Source organism: Streptomyces profundus (assembly GCF_020740535.1).
Taxonomy (GTDB): Bacteria; Actinomycetota; Actinomycetes; order Streptomycetales; family Streptomycetaceae; genus Streptomyces; species Streptomyces profundus.
In genome coordinates this window covers 6,036,551-6,052,340 of the sequence record NZ_CP082362.1, presented here as the reverse complement: position 1 = coordinate 6,052,340, position 15,790 = coordinate 6,036,551, and the positions used below count along the sequence as shown (strand labels likewise).

At 73.7% G+C, this 15,790-nt stretch carries 16 protein-coding genes; 7 read left to right on the top strand and 9 right to left on the bottom strand.

Annotated elements, in window-relative coordinates; all coding sequences use genetic code 11:
• Window positions 1-32: 32 nt before the first annotated feature.
• The 4 genes from K4G22_RS26255 (at window position 33) to K4G22_RS26240 (ending at window position 3,837) form a co-directional block, all read left to right on the top strand.
• Window positions 33-623 (top strand): sigma-70 family RNA polymerase sigma factor, encoded by a 591-nt coding sequence (locus K4G22_RS26255; RefSeq protein WP_425336753.1) that lies wholly within the window; start codon window positions 33-35, stop codon window positions 621-623.
• Complete coding sequence (locus K4G22_RS26250) at window positions 620-1,357, top strand: anti-sigma factor (protein ID WP_228082919.1); 738 nt, start codon at window positions 620-622, stop codon at window positions 1,355-1,357. The genes K4G22_RS26255 and K4G22_RS26250 overlap by 4 nt, the downstream gene beginning before the upstream one ends.
• Window positions 1,358-1,517: 160 nt before the next feature.
• The gene (locus K4G22_RS26245) at window positions 1,518-3,086 is read left to right on the top strand and encodes a molybdopterin-dependent oxidoreductase (protein ID WP_228082918.1); all 1,569 of its coding nucleotides are present in this window, start codon (window positions 1,518-1,520) and stop codon (window positions 3,084-3,086) included.
• Between the two features lie 64 nt (window positions 3,087-3,150).
• Window positions 3,151-3,837 (top strand): fasciclin domain-containing protein, encoded by a 687-nt coding sequence (locus tag K4G22_RS26240; protein WP_425336752.1) that lies wholly within the window; start codon window positions 3,151-3,153, stop codon window positions 3,835-3,837.
• A gap of 10 nt (window positions 3,838-3,847) precedes the next feature.
• Here K4G22_RS26240 and K4G22_RS26235 read toward each other — a convergent pair whose 3' ends face one another.
• The 3 genes from K4G22_RS26235 to K4G22_RS26225 form a co-directional block, all read right to left on the bottom strand.
• Window positions 3,848-4,618 (bottom strand): class I SAM-dependent DNA methyltransferase, encoded by a 771-nt coding sequence (locus K4G22_RS26235; RefSeq protein WP_228082917.1) that lies wholly within the window; start codon window positions 4,616-4,618, stop codon window positions 3,848-3,850.
• 64 nt (window positions 4,619-4,682) lie between these two features.
• Window positions 4,683-4,988, bottom strand: coding sequence for a 4a-hydroxytetrahydrobiopterin dehydratase (locus K4G22_RS26230; RefSeq protein ID WP_228082916.1), 306 nt, complete (start codon window positions 4,986-4,988; stop codon window positions 4,683-4,685).
• A gap of 69 nt (window positions 4,989-5,057) precedes the next feature.
• Window positions 5,058-7,193 carry a phage holin family protein gene (locus K4G22_RS26225; protein ID WP_228082915.1) on the bottom strand — a complete coding sequence of 712 codons (2,136 nt, stop codon included), beginning with the start codon at window positions 7,191-7,193 and terminating at the stop codon, window positions 5,058-5,060.
• A gap of 150 nt (window positions 7,194-7,343) precedes the next feature.
• Here K4G22_RS26225 and K4G22_RS26220 point away from each other — a divergent pair, with 150 nt between their 5' ends.
• Window positions 7,344-8,120, top strand: a complete 777-nt coding sequence (locus K4G22_RS26220; RefSeq protein ID WP_228082914.1) for an MBL fold metallo-hydrolase — start codon at window positions 7,344-7,346, stop codon at window positions 8,118-8,120.
• Window positions 8,121-8,125: 5 nt separating this feature from the next.
• Window positions 8,126-8,752, top strand: coding sequence for a DedA family protein (locus K4G22_RS26215; RefSeq protein ID WP_228084236.1), 627 nt, complete (start codon window positions 8,126-8,128; stop codon window positions 8,750-8,752).
• A 30-nt stretch (window positions 8,753-8,782) separates the two neighbouring features.
• On the opposite strand, the gene K4G22_RS26210 is transcribed toward K4G22_RS26215, so the two are convergent.
• Both K4G22_RS26210 and K4G22_RS26205 read right to left on the bottom strand, forming a co-directional pair.
• Window positions 8,783-9,391, bottom strand: coding sequence for a hypothetical protein (locus tag K4G22_RS26210; RefSeq protein WP_228082913.1), 609 nt, complete (start codon window positions 9,389-9,391; stop codon window positions 8,783-8,785).
• Window positions 9,392-9,570: 179 nt separating this feature from the next.
• Window positions 9,571-10,623 (bottom strand): MBL fold metallo-hydrolase, encoded by a 1,053-nt coding sequence (locus K4G22_RS26205; protein WP_228082912.1) that lies wholly within the window; start codon window positions 10,621-10,623, stop codon window positions 9,571-9,573.
• A gap of 160 nt (window positions 10,624-10,783) precedes the next feature.
• Between K4G22_RS26205 and K4G22_RS26200 the strand changes: the two genes are divergently transcribed.
• Window positions 10,784-11,599: a methyltransferase domain-containing protein gene (locus K4G22_RS26200; protein WP_228082911.1), complete on the top strand. Its 816-nt coding sequence runs from the start codon at window positions 10,784-10,786 to the stop codon at window positions 11,597-11,599.
• Window positions 11,600-12,377: 778 nt separating this feature from the next.
• Here K4G22_RS26200 and K4G22_RS26195 read toward each other — a convergent pair.
• From K4G22_RS26195 to K4G22_RS26180, 4 genes are all read right to left on the bottom strand, one after another.
• Entirely contained in the window at window positions 12,378-12,857 is a 480-nt protein-coding gene (locus K4G22_RS26195; protein ID WP_228082910.1) for an anthrone oxygenase family protein, read from the bottom strand.
• Between the two features lie 110 nt (window positions 12,858-12,967).
• The gene (locus K4G22_RS26190) at window positions 12,968-13,957 is read right to left on the bottom strand and encodes a zinc-dependent alcohol dehydrogenase family protein (RefSeq protein WP_228082909.1); all 990 of its coding nucleotides are present in this window, start codon (window positions 13,955-13,957) and stop codon (window positions 12,968-12,970) included.
• A complete protein-coding gene (locus K4G22_RS26185; protein WP_228082908.1) occupies window positions 13,954-14,814 on the bottom strand; it encodes a carbohydrate ABC transporter permease in 861 nt (286 codons plus the stop codon). The genes K4G22_RS26190 and K4G22_RS26185 overlap by 4 nt, the downstream gene beginning before the upstream one ends.
• Entirely contained in the window at window positions 14,811-15,770 is a 960-nt protein-coding gene (locus tag K4G22_RS26180; protein WP_228082907.1) for a carbohydrate ABC transporter permease, read from the bottom strand. Before K4G22_RS26180 ends, K4G22_RS26185 begins: the two co-directional genes overlap by 4 nt.
• Between the last annotated feature and the right edge of the window lie 20 nt (window positions 15,771-15,790).

Below are 15,790 nucleotides of genomic sequence, written 5' to 3'. Positions count from 1 at the left end.
GGGACGCCGTGTCGGCGGCGCGGAGGTGCCTCGTGGTGAGGAAGCCGGCCCGGACGGTGGCCCCGGCGCGGGCGGCCGTGCCGGATCTGGGGGCGCTGCTGGCCGAGGTCGCCAAGGGCGACCACGACGCCTTCGCCGCCGTCTACGACGCCGTCGCCGGGCCCGTGCTGGGGCTGGTGCGCAGCGTGCTGCGGGATCCGGCGCAGTCGGAGGAGGTGGCGCAGGAGGTGTTGCTCGACGTCTGGCGGCAGGCCGCGCGCTACCGTCCCGAGCGCGGCTCGGCCATGGCCTGGGTGATGACCATGGCGCACCGCCGCGCGGTGGACCGGGTGCGGTCGGCGCAGGCGTCCAGCGACCGCGAGCGGCGCGCCGCGCTGCTGGACCGGACGCCCCCGTTCGACGAGGTGACGGAGCAGGTCGAGACCCGGCTGGAACGGGAGCAGGTGCGGCGCTGCGTGGGTTCGCTCACGCCCAGGCAGCGCGAGTCGGTGACCCTGGCCTACTACCGGGGCCTCACCTACCGCGAGGTGGCCCAGCTGTTGTCACTGCCGCTGGGTACGGTGAAGACGAGGCTGCGGGACGGGCTGATCCGGCTGCGGGACTGCCTGGGGGTGACCGGATGAGCGAGCGATACGAGGCCGAGTCGCACACGCTGAGCGGCGCCTACGCGCTCAACGCCGTCTCCGACGAGGAGCGGGCCCGGTTCGAGCGGCATCTGCGGCGCTGCGAGGCATGCGCCCATGAGGTCGCCGAACTCGCCGAGACGGCGGGGCGGTTGGGCGTGGCGGCGGCGCGGGTGCCGCCGCGGGCGATGCGGGAGACGGTGCTGCGGCGGATCGGCTCCGTGCGGCAGGAGCCGCCGGCCGGCCTGGTGCGGCGGCTGACGCCCAGGATGTCCAGGTTCGCCCTGGCCGCCTGTCTGGCCGCCGCCGTCCTGGCCGGCACGACGGTGTGGCAGTGGCAGGAGGCCGAGCGGGCCAGGGAGGGGGTGGAGCGCGCCGAGCGGCACGCCGACGCGTTGACGCGGGTGCTGGCCGCGCCGGACGCCCGTATCACCACGGGCGAGTTGCCCGGCGGCGGCACTGCGACGGTGGTCCTCTCCCCCGGCCATGACCAGGCGGCGTTCCTCGCCTCCGGGCTGCCCGAACCGCCGGCGGACCGGGTGTACCAGCTGTGGTTCGACGACGCGGGCACGATGCGCCCGGCGGGCCTGCTGGATCCGGCCGCCGGCGACAGCGCGCTGCTGATGGACGGCCGGGTCGACGGGGCCGGCGGCATGGGCATCACGGTGGAGCCGTCCGGCGGCTCACCGCAGCCGACCACGGAGCCGCTGGCCACGATGGCCTTCGCCGGCTAGTGCCGGGTCAGCGCGGGGTCGCCCTCTCCGGCCTCCCCGAACGGCCTCGCCTCTCTGAACGACTTCTCTGAACGACCTCTCTGAACGCCCTCCGAAGGATTCTCTGGAGATTTCTTCTTCTCCGACCCATCCGGGGGGCGTTGGGGCCCGAAGCAGGGGTGTGAGGGACAGAGACAGGTTGCTGAGAGGGGCGTTGGCCGCGCTGGCCGGTCTGCTGGCCGTGGCGGCCGGCTTGGCGGTGGCCGAACTGCTGGCCGCCGTGGCGGTGCGGCGCGAGGCCGGGCCGGTCACGGCGGTGGGCGGCGCGGCGATCGACCGGACGCCAACCCCGGTGAAGGACTGGGCGATTCGCACCTTCGGCGACCAGGACAAGCTGGTGTTGCGGCTGGGCATCCTCGCTGTGCTCGCGCTACTCGCCCTGCTGGCCGGGGTGTTGGCACGCCGCTGGCGGCGGCTGGTGGCCGGCGTGGCGGTGGCGTTCGGCGGGGTCGGCGCACTGGCGGCGGCCGAGCGTCCGGACGCCGGCGGCTGGGACTTCCTGCCCTCGCTGCTGGGCGCCGTGGTGGCGGCCGGCACGCTGTGGGCGCTGGTCGGCGCGTTGGCGCCCCCCGCGTCCCCCGGTATCTGGGCCGGTGGCGCCGGGCGGCGGCGCTTTCTGCTGGCGGCCGGCGCGGTCGCGGTGGCCTCCTCGGGCGCCGGGCTGCTGGCGCGGTGGCGCAACGCCGCCGACGCCGCCGAGGTGGCGGCGTCCCGCGAGGCGCTGCGGCTGCCGCCGCCCGCTTCCCCGGCGCCGCCGCTGCCGCCGGGCGCGGCCCTGGACATACCGGGCGTCGCCCCGTTCCGTACGCCCAATGGCGACTTCTACCGGGTGGACACCGCGCTGACGGTGCCCCGGGTGGATGTCGACACCTGGCGGCTGCGGATCCACGGCCGTGGGGTCTCCCGCCCTGTGACGCTGAGCTTCGCCGACCTGCTGGCGCATGAGCTGGTGGAGCGGCGGATCACCCTGACCTGTGTCTCCAACGAGGTCGGCGGCCCCTATGTGGGCAACGCCAGTTGGCTGGGGGTGCCACTGCCCGAGCTGCTGCGCGCCGCCGGCGTGCGCCCGCCGCAACAGGGCGGCGAGGCGGACCAGTTGGTGGCCAGGTCGGTGGACGGCATGACGCTTGGCACCCCGTTGTCCGCCGTGTTCGACGGCCGGGACGCGCTGTTGGCGATCGGGATGAACGGGGAGCCGCTGCCGTTCGAGCACGGCTATCCGGCCCGGATGGTGGTGCCCGGGCTCTATGGCTATGTCTCCGCCTGCAAATGGCTGGAGGAGTTGGAGCTGACCACCTTCGGCGACTTCGACCCGTACTGGGTCAGGCGCGGCTGGGCGGTGGAGGCGCCGATCAAGACCCAGTCGCGGATCGACACCCCCCGGGGCTTCGCCGATCTGCGGGCCGGCGAGACCGTCCCGGTGGCCGGCGTCGCCTGGGCCCAGCACACCGGCATCGACCGCGTCGAGGTGCGGGTGGACGAAGGCCCTTGGGAGGAGGCCGAGTTGGCCGACGAGGACTCCGTCGACACCTGGCGCCAGTGGCACTGGCGCTGGACCCCGGAGGCGGGCTCGCACCGCATCGAGGTGCGCGCCACCGATCGCGAGGGGGCGACCCAGACCGCCGACCGGCAGGGCACCGTGCCCGACGGCGCCACCGGACGCCACTCGGTGGTGGTGCGGGTGGACTGAGCCGGCCGGACCGAACCATCTGACTGAACATCATTTTCGTTACATCACAAGGGAGTTGTATCTCATGCGTATCACCATGAACCGAGCCCGCCGAACCGCCGTCGCCGTGGTGGCAGCCGCCGCGCTGCCGCTGAGCCTGGCGGCCTGTTCCTCCGACGACGACTCGGACGACCAGAACGAGAGCTCGGAGAGCTCGGGAAGCGACGACGGCGCCGCCGACGAGGACGGCGGCACGGACGAGGCGCCGCCGGAGGAGGACGCCTCGGGCGACATGGCCGCCGAGCCGTTCGGCCCCGCCTGCGCCGCCGTTCCCTCGGACGGGGCCGGCAGCTTCGACGGCATGGCCCAGGACCCGGTGGCCACCGCCGCCAGCAACAACCCCGAACTCTCCACACTGGTGAGCGCGGTGGAGGCGGCCGGCCTCGGCGACACCCTCAACTCCACGGAGAACCTGACGGTGTTCGCCCCGGTGAACGCGGCGTTCGCCGAGATTCCCGAGGAGGACCTCAACGGGCTGCTGGCCGACCCCGACGCGCTGGGCGGCGTCCTCACCTACCACGTGGTGGGCGAGCGGCTGGCGCCCGAGGACCTGACCCAGGGCTCCTTCGAGACCCTCCAGGGCGAGACCGTGACGGTCTCGGGCGAGGGCGAGTCCTGGCAGGTCAACGAGGCGTCCGTGGTCTGCGGCAACGTGCAGACCGCCAATGCCACGGTCTATCTCATCGACGGGGTGCTGATGCCGCAGGGCTGACGCGTCAGGGCTACGGCGCCACCCGTTCGCTCCGGCGGGCGAAGACGATGATCTCCGGGCTGTGTTCGGGGTCGAACGGGTTGCCGTCCCAGTCCCCGTACCGCTCCGCCACCTCCAGCCCCGCCTCGGCCAGAAACGCGTCGAGCTCGGACACGTCCAGGAACCGCAACGTGCTCGAACTCTCGTCGTCACGCGGCCAGTCGGGGCTGGAGAAGGTGGTGGAGAAGGTGACCGTCCCCGCCAGCGCCTCGCCGGGAGCGGGGCTCAGCACGCGGTGCTCCATCCGCACCAGGGCGCCGTCCGGGGCCCTGGTGGACGCGCCGTTCTCGGGCGTCCAACGCTCCCAGACGCGGACCGCGGGATTGCGGGTCTCGAAGGCGAACCGGCCGTCCCTGGTGAGGAGTTGACGCACGGCGGCGAGCGCGGCGCGCAGCTCCTCGTCGTCCACCAGCACCTGGAAGGCGTGGCCCGTCATCACCGCCAGGTCGAACTCGCCGTGCCAGTCGACGGTTTCCAGATCGCCCTGGACCCATTCGACATCGGTGCGCCGTCGGGCCTGTTCCAACATCCCCACGGCCGGGTCGAGTCCACAGAGCCGGCCGGTGTGTCCGGCGTCCCGCGCGCGGTGCAGCAGCATCCCCGTGCCACAGCCGATGTCCAACACCGCGCGCGCCGCCAGCACACGCGGCAGATAGAAGGGGGAGTCGCCCCTGGACTCCCAGGGGTGGAAACGGTCGTAGAGCGCGGCGAGATCAGCGTCGGCGAACTGGTGGTCGGCCATGGGCGTCAGTATGCGACGGGCCCGCCCCCCGTTCCACCGCTTAGTTCCCGGCGCCGGGCGGCCGTCAGCGGGCGCCGTGGGCGGGCGCGATCTCCTCGATACGGGTGGCCAGTTGGGTGTCCAACTCGGTGACCTTGCCGCCCACGCTGTGGGTGTTGACCGAGACGCCCAGCTGGTCGTAGGTGACCGTCAGGCTGGCGTGGTGGTCGAGCTCCTCCTGGATGGTCGACACATGCACCAGCATCGCCACGGCGGCCGGCGGACCGTCCAGGGTGTACTCGCGCACCAGCCGATCGTCACCGAACGACCAGCCAGGCAGGCCGCTGAGGACCTCGCCGATCTCCACCTCGTTCAACGGCTTCGGTGCCATGGCCGCTCTCCTCCACTCACGTTCCGAGCACGTTCCCCGCCAGCGTAGGCCCGCCAGGGGCGATCCGCGCTACGAGGCGGCCCGCGCGGGGGCGCCCGCCGGATCGGGCCGGCCGGTGGCCGCCTCGTCCAGCCAACGGCGCAGCACCCGGTGCAGCGCCTCGGCGCCGACCAGCTCGCCGTCCCGAGCGGGCGGCGACAGCGCGTGGGGGGACATCAGGAACGCCCGGCTCTGCGCGCCGCCGAGGCCGCCGTGGCAGCCGATCTGCTCCTCGAAGGCGTGCACCGTGCCAGCGACCGGATCGTAGGCGGAGTTGACCATGATGTCCGCGCAGTGCCGGAACCCGGCGGTGCGCCGCACCGCCTCCGCCGCCCCGGGGCCGAACGGCGCGAGCGGGTCGGCCCCCTTGATCTCCCCGCTGGCCAGCCGGTGTTCGGCCTCGCCCGCGCCCAGCACCACCGGGCCGTGGAGCGCGTCCCACACCAGCAGGAACCCGATGCCCTGATGCTCGGCGAGGGTCCGCAGCAGCGCCGGATAGCGACCGTCGATGGCCTGCCGATCCGCGCGCCCCGGCAGGTCGGGAAAGGACACCAGGCCCAGGTTGCCCGAGGCCAGCACCACGGGCGCGGTGTCGGAGCCGGGCTCGTCACGCTCCCGGGGCGGCGGCTCGGCCGGCTCCTCCGGACGGTGCAGCGCCACCCGGGCCGCGCCCCTCGCCTCGGCCCCGCTCTCCTCCCGGCGCGGCATCCTGGGCACCGGCTGCCCGCAGCCGATCCGCACCAGCTCCTCAAGGCCGTGCCCGAACGCGCCGGCGAACGTCGGCCCGTGGCTCTGCCCGTGGTCGGAGAGCAGCACCAGGTGGTAGGGGCGCGGCGCGTGGTCGACGGCCTGGGTGATCAGCTCCACGCAGCGGTCGAGACGGGCCAACACCTGCCGGGTGTCCCGGCTGTGGGGGCCCGAGTGGTGCGCCACCTCGTCGTAGGCGACCAGATCCGCGTAGACCACGCCACGCCCGTTGAGGATGTCGCCCACCACCGAGGCCGTGACCACGTCCCGCTGCACCACCGTGGCGAACGCCCGGATCAGCGGGTAGAGACCGCCCCTCGACACCCGGGGCCGCACCCCGGCGAGCCGGGCGCGGAGCGACTGGCCGACCTCCCGCACCAGCTCGGCGACGAACGATCCCGCGGTGCGCGCGGCGTGCGCGGGATCGGAGAAGTAGGCGAAGTAGCCGGCCCTGGAACGCTGGCCGGCGCGCCGCCTGGCCGCGACCGAGAGCACCAGCGCCGCCTGTCCGGCGCCGCCGGTGAAGAGGTTGCCCCGGCTGGCGCCGTCCTCGGCGAGCAGCCCGGCGCTCCCTGACCGCGCCTGCGCCCTGCGCTGCAACTCGGCGGCGCTGGACGGCCGGTTGCTCACCAGCACCTGCCCGGTCTCCTTCTCGTACCAGCGGAACGCCGGCACGTCCTCGTTGCTGCCGTGCAGGATGCCGAGCTGGGAGGCACCGGTCTGGCTGGACCAGTCGGTGCGCCAGCCGGTCAGCCGATGGGTGTGCGCGCAGAGCCCGGCCAGCGTCGGCATCACGGGACGCTCACCGATGATCGCCCCGCGCAGCACGCCGAGCCCGATGCCGTCCAGCTGGAGGATGACCATGCCGGCGGCCCGGCTCCGGGGCTTCGGGGTGGAACGCCGGGAGCCCCATGAGCGCAGTCCGGCCATCCGGCGCAGCCGGCGACTGGCCGCGCCCCGATCCCTGACGGCCAGGAAGGCGCTGGTCGCCGACGACGTCACGGAGGTGGCGGCGGCGACCACCACGGCGGTGCCCGCGCCGGCCTGGCCACGGCCCGGCACCGCGCTGAGCGCCAGCAGCATCAGTGAACCGTTGAGCAGGAACACCAGGGAGCCGAGCGCGAGGGCGGGCACCAGCAGCAGCGCGCGCACCAGCCACGGCCACACCAGGGCGTTCAGCAGGCCGAAGAACCCGGCGCCCAGCGCGGCCGTGAGCCCCACCCTGGTGAGGCTGTCGCCGTCGGCCGACTGGAGGTGGAAGTCCGGCAGCAGCAGGGCGAGCACGATCAGGGTGACCGTGGCCACCGCCCATACCGCCAGGACACGCAACACCGCCGCGCCCGCGTTCCGCCACCCGCCCACCGCCGCACCGCCTCCGTTCCGGTTCCCGATCCGCTGCCCGCCGCGCTCCTCTGCCATCCTTACCGATCAGCGGGGTCCGGCGTCGGAGCGCCCCCCTTTCTCCCGCCGCCGCCCCGCGCGCCACCTGGCATCCTTGACCGGGGCCGACCGGCCCGACGTCCCACCGACCCGCCACCGACCGAACACGCGATCGAGGGAGGAGCGCCCATGTCCGTGGAGATCACCTGGTGGGGTCATGCCACGGCCACGGTCCGCGACTCCGGCACGGCCGTGCTCACCGATCCGCTGCTCACCCGCCGCTGCGCCCATCTGAGACGCCGCCGGGGAACGCTGCCGCCGCCCCGGGCCCGCGACGTGGACCTGGTGCTGGTCTCCCACCTGCACCGGGACCATCTGCATCTGCGCTCGCTGGCCACCCTGCCCGCCGGCGTCCCGCTGGTGCTGCCGCGCGGCACGCTCGACGCGGTGCCGGCGCTGCGCCGGCTGGCCCCCCGGCCGCACTTCTGCGAGCTGACCGCGGGAGATCGGCTGACCATGGGGCCGATCACGGTGCGGGCGGTGCCCGCCGAGCACGACGGGCGACGGATGCCGTTCGGGCGGCACCGGGCGGCGGCGCTCGGCTTTGTCGTCGAGGGCGAGGCCAGGACCTACTTCGCCGGGGACACCGACCTCTTCGGCGGGATGGCCGAGGAGGTCGGCCCGGTCGACTCGGCGCTGCTGCCGGTCGGCGGCTGGGGCCCGGGACTCGGCCATGGCCACCTCAACGCGGAACGCGCCGCCGAGGCGCTGGCCAGGCTGCGGCCCCGCACCGCGGTCCCGGTGCACTACGGCACCTACTGGCCCCTGGGCATGTCGGCTGTGCGCCCGCACGAGTTCCACGCCCCCGGCGACGAGTTCTACCGGCACGCCGCCCGGCTGGCGCCCGATGTGCGGGTGCACCGGCTGACCCACGGGGAGAGCGTGCGGCTGGCGGTGGCCGGGTGACGGCGATGCCTGTGGCGCTGGCCGGCGCCGCGCTGGCGGCGGAGGAGACGGTCAACAGCGAGAGCGCCCAGCAGGCCATCGGCTATCCGTCGCTGTTCGCGCTGGTGCTGCTCGGCTCGCTGGTGCCCGTGGTGCCGACCGGCGCGCTGGTCAGCTCGGCCGCCGTGGTCGCCGTGCACCACAGCGATCCGGTGGTCACCTCGCTGCTGGTCTGGGTGGTGGCGGCGGGCGCCGCGTTCCTCGGCGACACGGCGCTGTTCCTGCTGGGCCGCCGGGGGTCCCGCTGGCTGGACCGGATCAGCGCCCATGTCTCCCCGGCGACGCTGAAGAACGCCCAGCGGCGTCTTGAACGCCAGGGCACCGTGCTGCTGTTGGTCTCCCGGCTGGTCCCGGCCGGCCGGCTCCCCGTGATGCTCGCCTGCCTGGTCTCCCGGACCCCCGTCCATGTCTATCTGCGCGGCAACCTCCCGGCCACGATCGCCTGGGCCGGCGTCTACGGGCTCCTCGGCGTGGTCGGCGGCGCGCTCTTCCCCCACCCCTGGCAGGGCGTGGTGGCCGCCATCGCCCTCACCCTCCTGATCGCCGCCCTACCCCGCCTCCGCCGCCGCCCCGCCACCCCCGAGGGCGACTGACGCCCCGGCCCGCGCCTCTCGGCGTGCTCGCTAGGCGCGGGCTCGAAGCCAGTCGTCGACCGCGGGAACGCTGCTCCGCACGTTGTCGTTGACGTCCTGCACATCCGATGCCGCCTGGACGAGATTGCGTGATGTGACACCGGACGACCACGTCATCTCAAAGCCCTTCATCGGTTCGGGCAGCGCCGCGAGGGTCGCCTCCGTCTCCAGCCAGGGGCTGTCGCCCGTTCCCTCGCAGGACAACGACAGGTGCGTTCCGTCGAGGGTGCCCGCGCAGACATCACCGTTCGGGTAGGAGGCGACGAACAGCGCCGCGCCGTCGTCCACCAGAAGCATCTGCCCGCCCTCGCCGCTGCTCTGGTCAAGGTAGTAGCCCTCGAACGGGGTGGAGGCGCTCTCCTGGTCGTCGGTGGCCCCCGGCTCCTCCGCTATCTCCGGCTCCGCCGAGGCGGCATCGGTCTCCTCGGAAGGCTCCTCGGTCGCCGCCTCGGCCTGCTCCGGCGCGTCCTCGCTCTCCTCGGCGTCCACGCTGGCCCGCGCGTCGTCGCTCCCTTCACTCTCTTCGTCACTACTGCAACCACTGACCATCAGGACCGCAGCCAGCGCGGCGGGAGCGACCAAGCGTATGGGCCTGTTCATAAGCACCTCTCGAACGATGAATGTCGGACACCGCACGCTACACATCGAAGGAAGTGCCGCAACACGCCGTTCGCGTAAGTGAATTACCTTAAAGTCCACCAGATGCCGCAAACGCCTGCCCGAGGGCAGACCAGGTCCACGGAATCGCTTCAAAGCCTTCACGCCGGGCATCCGGGCGGTCAGGGGTCGCGTTCGAGGACGCGGCTGGCGCCGATGGGGAGGTCCCAGAGGTCCTCGGGCGCGCGGCCGGCCGCGCGCCAGGCGGCGCGGACGCGGACCAGCGGCTCCAGCGGAGGCTCGGCGGAGAGGGAGAACGTGCCCCAGTGCATCGGGGCCATCAGCGTCGCACCCAGGTCCTGACAGGCGCGGACGGCCTCCTCGGGGTCGACATGGACGGGCCGCAGCAGCCAGGGCGGGGCGTAGGCGCCGATCGGCAGGAGCGCCAGGTCGATGCCGGGATAGCGGGCGCCTATCTCGGCGAACCAGTGGCCATAGCCGCTGTCCCCGGCGAAGTAGACCCGCTGGCCAGCGCCGTCCGAGAGCACCCAACCGCCCCAGAGCGTCCGGCAGGTGTCCAGCAGCCCGCGCCGCGACCAGTGGTGGGCCGGCACGAAGTCGAACCGCACCGGCCCGCCGGCGGCGGGGAGTTCGGCGCTCTCCCACCAGTCGAGCTCGGTCACCCGGGTGAAGCCCTTGCGGCGGAACCAGTCGCCCAGCGCCGCCGGCACGAAGAGCGGGGTCAGCCGGGGCAGCCGTTTGAGGGTCGGCGCGTCCAGGTGGTCGTAGTGGTTGTGCGAGATCACCACGGCGTCCACCGGCGGCAGCGCGCTCCAGGGCACGCCGACGGGTGTGAGCCGCGGCGGGGTGCCGAGGATCTTGCGCGACCAGACGGGGTCGGTGAGCACCGTCAGCCCTCCGATGCGGACCACCCAACTCGCGTGCCCGGCCCAGCTGACGGCCACCGTGTCCGGGCCGACGTCCGGCACCGGCTCGGGCGCGACCGGCAGCCCGGCCGCGGCGTAACGGGCGGAGGCGCCGGGGCGCAGCGCGCCCTGCCGGACGGCCCGCAGCATCGGGCGAAGCCCGGGCAGCGGCTCGGTGAGCCGGTCGGCGAAGCCGCGCGGCCAGAGCCGCCGCTGGAAGAGCGGGCGCGGCGGGGTCGACCGCCGGCCACCCGGATCGGCGCTGGCGGCCGGCCCGGGCCGCTCGGTTGGTTCCGTCCGGTCCGTCATGGGGCCCCTCTCCCAACGCGCGGCGACTCACGCTTTCAGCGCAGCACGGCCACGCCTGGGGGCCATCCGGGCGGCCCGGCCCCCTGGGCCGATCCAGTGACGGCGTCCATGATACGGAACGATATTGACCGGACTCTGAGACGAGGGGGAGGGTGTCGGCATGTCGAAGACGCCTCAGGAGTCCCGTTACGTCCATGGGCACCATGCCTCGGTGCTGCGCTCCCACCGCTGGCGCACCGCGGAGAACTCCGCCGCCTATCTGCTGCCCGAACTGCGCCCCGGGCAGGCCCTGTTGGACATCGGCTGCGGCCCTGGCACGCTCACCGCCGACCTGGCGGGGCGGGTGGCCCCCGGGCCCGTGACCGCCGTGGACCACGCGCCCGGCATCCTGGCGGCGGCCCGCGCCGAGGCGGAGTCCAGGGGCCTCACCGACATCCGTTTCGCAACGGCCGACGCCCATGCGCTGGCCTTCGACGACGACTCCTTCGATGTCGTCCACGCCCACCAGGTGCTCCAGCATCTCCCCGACCCGGTGCGCGCCCTGCGCGAGATGCGCCGGGTCTGCCGCCCCGGCGGAGTGGTCGCCGTCCGGGACGCCGACTACGCGGCGATGACGTGGTTCCCCGAGCACCGGGGCCTTGACACCTGGCTGGAGCGCTATCGGCGGGTGGCGCGGGCGGAGGGCGGCGAGCCGGACGCGGGACGCAGGCTCTTCGCCTGGGCCAGGGCGGCGGGCTTCGGCGAGATCACCCCGACCGCCTCGGCGTGGTGCTTCGCGGACGAGGCCGACCGCGCGTGGTGGAGCGGCCTGTGGGCGGAGCGGACGACCGCCACCCCCTTCGCCGACCTCGCCCTCCTCGGCGGCCACGCGACCACCGAGGACCTGCACGCCACCGCCACCGCCTGGCACACCTGGGGCACCGACCCCGACGGCTGGTTCCTCGTCCCCCACGGCGAACTACTCTGCCGGCCATAGCCCTCCAACCACCGGCGACCGCGCGACGGCGCGACCGCGCGAACGGCGGCGAGAACGACCGGCGCGGCCGGTGGTCGGTACCGCTTGGCGCCAACGCGGGAGCGCGGAGCGCGCCAGCGCGAACACCCGACCGACCGTCCCGGCCGGTGGCCGGGAGCGCGGACGGCGCGGACGGCGCGGGAGCGCGGACGGTAGCCCCGCGCACCAGCGGGAACGCCCCGGGCGGCCGTCCCGGCCGGTGGCCGGGAGCGCGCCAGCGCGGACGGCGCGGACGGGGACAACGACCGCCCCTGCCTGTAGCCCCGCGCGCCAGCGCGGGTGGGGGCCGCCGGCGTGCCCGGTGGTCGGTGCCGCTTAGCGCCAGCGCGCAGCGATCAGCCGCAATGCCGGGCAACAGCACCGCACCCCCGGCCAACGGCCCGCGCGCCAGCGCGAACACCCAACCGGCCGCCCAAAACACCCCCCGCCGGCGACCGCGCCCCAGCGCGGGAGCCCAGGCGGGGAGAACGGCCGCCCCGGGCCGGTGGGCGGGAGCCCCGGCGGGGGAACCGCTGGCCCGGCCAGTAGCCGAACGCCCCGGCGGGGAAGAACGGACGACCCGGCCAACAGCCCCGCGTGCCAGCGCGGACGACCCGGCCGCCCGCCCGAACACCCCCCGGCGACCACGCCCCCGGCGCGGGAGCCCGGGTGGGGAGAACGGCCGTCCCGGCCGGTGGGCGGACGCCCAGGCCGCCGGTTCGGCCGGTGGCCGGTACCGCTTGGCGCCAGCGCGCAGCGATCAGCGGGGCCACAGGTGGAGGCCGACGGCGGAGAGGAGGACGGTGGCCGTGCCGGAGGCCGTGCGCAGCGCGTTGAAGTGGGCCCAGCGGGGGGCGAAGTCCTGCCAGCTGGTGGCGGGGTCGGCGGTGCCCGTGGCGAGGGCCTCGTTGAGGGGGACGTTCACCGCCACCGTGGGCAGGAAGGCGCCCACCGCGTAGGTGACCGCGGCGGCGACGAAGGCGAGGGCGGCGGCTCGGTGGCCGAGGGCCAGCAGCGCGAGCGCGGTCGCGATCGCCGTCAGCGGCACGGCCATGAAGGGCGTCAGGAAGAGCGGGTTGAGGATCTTGGCGTTCATCGCCCGCATGGAGGCGACCGCCCGCTCGGGCTCCAGGGTGTTCAGGCCGGGCAGCACCGACACGGAGAACGCGAAGAACGTGCCGGCGACGACCGCCGCCAGTACCAGGGTGAGGAGCGCGCCGAGCAGGGCCAGAGTGGTCATGTGGCCCAGTCAAGCGACCGCCGCCGGCCGCGCCCATCCGCCACGCTCTCGACCGCATAAGCGAGCGTCTCGGGCGGGGCGGCCGGGCGGCGCCCAGCGGTGACGCCCGCTCAGGGGCGGACCACGATCTTCCGGCCGACGCCCGCGGCGAAGCGGTCAAGGGCCGCCGGGTAGTCGTCCAGCGGCAGCCGGTCGCTGATGAAGACGCCGGGGTCGAGGACGCCGGTGGCGAACAGCTCCGCGGCGCGTTCGTAGCTGTGCAGCACCGCCATCGAGCCGGTGATGGTGATCTCCTGGTTGTAGATGCGGTAGGGCTCGATGGTGGCGGTGGTGGCGTAGTCGGCGACGCCGAATTGGAGGAAGGTGCCGGCCTTGGCCACCCGGCCGAGGCCGTCCTGGATGGCCGCCGCGTTGCCCGTGGCGTCCACCACGATGTCCCAGCCCTGGGGGCGGTCAAGCTCGTCGGCGTTGCCCGCCGTGTTGGAACAGCCCAACTGACCGGCTGTGGCGAGCCGTTCGGGGTTGATGTCCACCACGTCGACGGCGCTGGCGCCGGTCCGTTTGGCCAACTCCAGCATCATCAGGCCCATGGTGCCCGAGCCGTAGATCAGCACCCGGGCGCCGAGCGTGGAGCGCAGCACGTCGTAGCCACGCACCGCGCAGGACAGCGGCTCGATCAGCGCCGCGTCCTCCGTGGCGACATGGTCGGGCAGCGGCACGCAGTTGGCGACGGGGGCCACCGCGTACTCGGCGGCGCCGCCGGCGACGGTGACGCCGATGGCGGCCCACCGGTCGCAGAGGTTGCTGTGGCCGCTGCGGCAGTATCGGCACTCGTGGCAGTAGAGGGAGGGGTCGACGGCGACCCGGTCGCCGATGGCGCGTTCGTGGACGTCACCGCCCACCGCGACCACCTCGCCGGCGAACTCGTGCCCCGGCACCACGGGCAGCGTCGGGGCGAACTCGCCCTGTCGGATGTGCAGATCGGTGCCGCACAGTCCGCAGGCGGCGACCCTGACGACCACCTCGCGGGGGCCGGGGGCCGGGTCGGGCACGGTGGTGACGGTGACCGTGCCCACGGACTCGATCAGGGCGGCTTTCACTTGACTGCTCCTAGCGAGAGGCCCTGGACGAGTTTGTCCTGGGCGGCGAAGCCGGCGGCGAGCACCGGCAGCGAGATGGCGATGGCGGCGGCGGACAGCTGGGCGAGGAAGAGGCCCTGGCTGGTGATGAAGCTGGTGAGGAAGACCGGCGCGGTCTCGGCGACGACGCCGGTGAGCACCCGGGCGAAGAGCAACTCGTTCCAGCTGAAGATGAAACAGATCAGCGCGGTGGCGGCGATGCCGGGCAGCACGATCGGGGCGATCACCCGGCTGAGCAGCACGGGCAGTCGGGCGCCGTCGAGTTGGGCCGCCTCAATCACCGAGATCGGCACCTCGGCGAGGAAGGACTGGAGCATCCACACCGCGATCGGCAGGTTCATGGAGGTGTAGAGGAGGACCAACAGCCAGATGTTGTCCAGCAGTCCGGTGTTCTTGGCGAAGAGGTAGATGGGCAGCAGCCCGGCCACCACGGGCAGCATCTTGGTGGAGAGGAAGAAGAACAGCACATCGCGCCAGGCCTTCACCGGCCGGATGGAGAGCGCGTAGGCGGCGGGCAGCGCCAGCAGCAGCACCAGCGCGGTGGACGCCAGCGAGGCGGTCAGCGAGTTGATCAGAGGTGGCCAGGGGTCGGTGCCGGTGGAGGCGCCGAAGAACTCCCGGTAGCCGTCCAGGGTGAGGGGCGCGGTGAGGGCCGGCGGGTTGCTGGCCGCGTCCGACTCGGCGTGGAAGGAGGTCAGCACCATCCAGGCGACGGGCAGGAAGAAGACCAGGCCGGCGAACCAGGCCAGCAGGCCGAGCAGCGTGCCCTTGGCGGAACGTGGCCTGGTGCGGGAGGCGGTGGGCGTCGGGGAGCTCATCCTCGGCTGCCCTCCTCTCGGAAGAGCGAGGACACCACGCGCAGCGCGAACACGGCGATGGCGATGGAGCCGAGCACCACCAGCACGCCGGCCGCCGAGGCCACGCCGTAGTCCTGCGCCTGGTAGAACTCGCGGTAGATGACATAGGGGAGGTTGGCGGTGTCCAGGGCGCCGCCGGTGAGGGTGAAGACGGCGTCGAAGTTCTGCACGATGTAGATCGAGCCGAGCAGGGCGCCGAGTTCGAGGTAGCGCCGCAGGTGCGGCAGCGTGAGGTAGCGGAAGATCTGCCAGTCGCCCGCGCCGTCGATCCTGGCCGCCTCGGCGAGTTCGGGCGGTCGGCTCTGTAGTCCGGCGAGCAGGATCAGCATCATGAACGGGGTCCACTGCCAGATCAGCGAGACCTCGACGGCCAGCAGCGGCATCTCCGATATCCAGTCCGGCTGGGGCGCGGTGAAGCCGAACAGGTCGCCGAACTTCGCCAACATGCCGTTGAGCAGGCCGTATTCGGGGTTGAACAGCAGATGCTTCCACATCAGCGCGGCGGCGACGGGGACCAGCAGGAACGGGGTGATGGTCATGGTGCGGACGAGGCCGCGTCCCCGGAAGCGGCGGTCGAGCAGCAGAGCCAGGGCGAGCCCCAGCAGCAGGCTGACGATGACCACCGTGGCGGTGAGCAGCGCCGTGGTGAACACGGCGCGCCGCAGGCTGGCTTCGCCGAGCACCGTGTCGTAGTTGTCGAACCCGGTGAAGGCCCGTTCGTCGGGGTAGAGGGCGTTCCACTCGAAGAGCGAGATCACCAGGGTCGCGGCGAACGGGAGTTGGGTGACCAGGATGAGGAACACCAGGGCGGGCAGCAGCGGCGCCCTGGTGGACCAGGCCCTGGCCCGGCTCCGGCCGCGGGCCGCCGTCCCCTGGGGACGGCGCGGCCCGACGGCGTCGTGCGCGGTCGTGGTCACCGGCCCACCGCCCTTGCGGG

Bases quoted from the DNA above. Each gene is read 5' to 3' on its own strand.
- K4G22_RS26250 (WP_228082919.1), top strand. From the start codon at position 620: ATGAGCGAGCGATACGAGGCCGAGTCGCACACGCTGAGCGGCGCCTAC.
- K4G22_RS26240 (WP_425336752.1), top strand. From the start codon at position 3,151: ATGCGTATCACCATGAACCGAGCCCGCCGAACCGCCGTCGCCGTGGTG.
- K4G22_RS26235 (WP_228082917.1), bottom strand. From the start codon at position 4,618: ATGGCCGACCACCAGTTCGCCGACGCTGATCTCGCCGCGCTCTACGAC.
- K4G22_RS26230 (WP_228082916.1), bottom strand. From the start codon at position 4,988: ATGGCACCGAAGCCGTTGAACGAGGTGGAGATCGGCGAGGTCCTCAGC.
- K4G22_RS26225 (WP_228082915.1), bottom strand. From the start codon at position 7,193: ATGGCAGAGGAGCGCGGCGGGCAGCGGATCGGGAACCGGAACGGAGGC.
- K4G22_RS26220 (WP_228082914.1), top strand. From the start codon at position 7,344: ATGTCCGTGGAGATCACCTGGTGGGGTCATGCCACGGCCACGGTCCGC.
- K4G22_RS26215 (WP_228084236.1), top strand. From the start codon at position 8,126: ATGCCTGTGGCGCTGGCCGGCGCCGCGCTGGCGGCGGAGGAGACGGTC.
- K4G22_RS26210 (WP_228082913.1), bottom strand. From the start codon at position 9,391: ATGAACAGGCCCATACGCTTGGTCGCTCCCGCCGCGCTGGCTGCGGTC.
- K4G22_RS26205 (WP_228082912.1), bottom strand. From the start codon at position 10,623: ATGACGGACCGGACGGAACCAACCGAGCGGCCCGGGCCGGCCGCCAGC.
- K4G22_RS26200 (WP_228082911.1), top strand. From the start codon at position 10,784: ATGTCGAAGACGCCTCAGGAGTCCCGTTACGTCCATGGGCACCATGCC.
- K4G22_RS26195 (WP_228082910.1), bottom strand. From the start codon at position 12,857: ATGACCACTCTGGCCCTGCTCGGCGCGCTCCTCACCCTGGTACTGGCG.
- K4G22_RS26185 (WP_228082908.1), bottom strand. From the start codon at position 14,814: ATGAGCTCCCCGACGCCCACCGCCTCCCGCACCAGGCCACGTTCCGCC.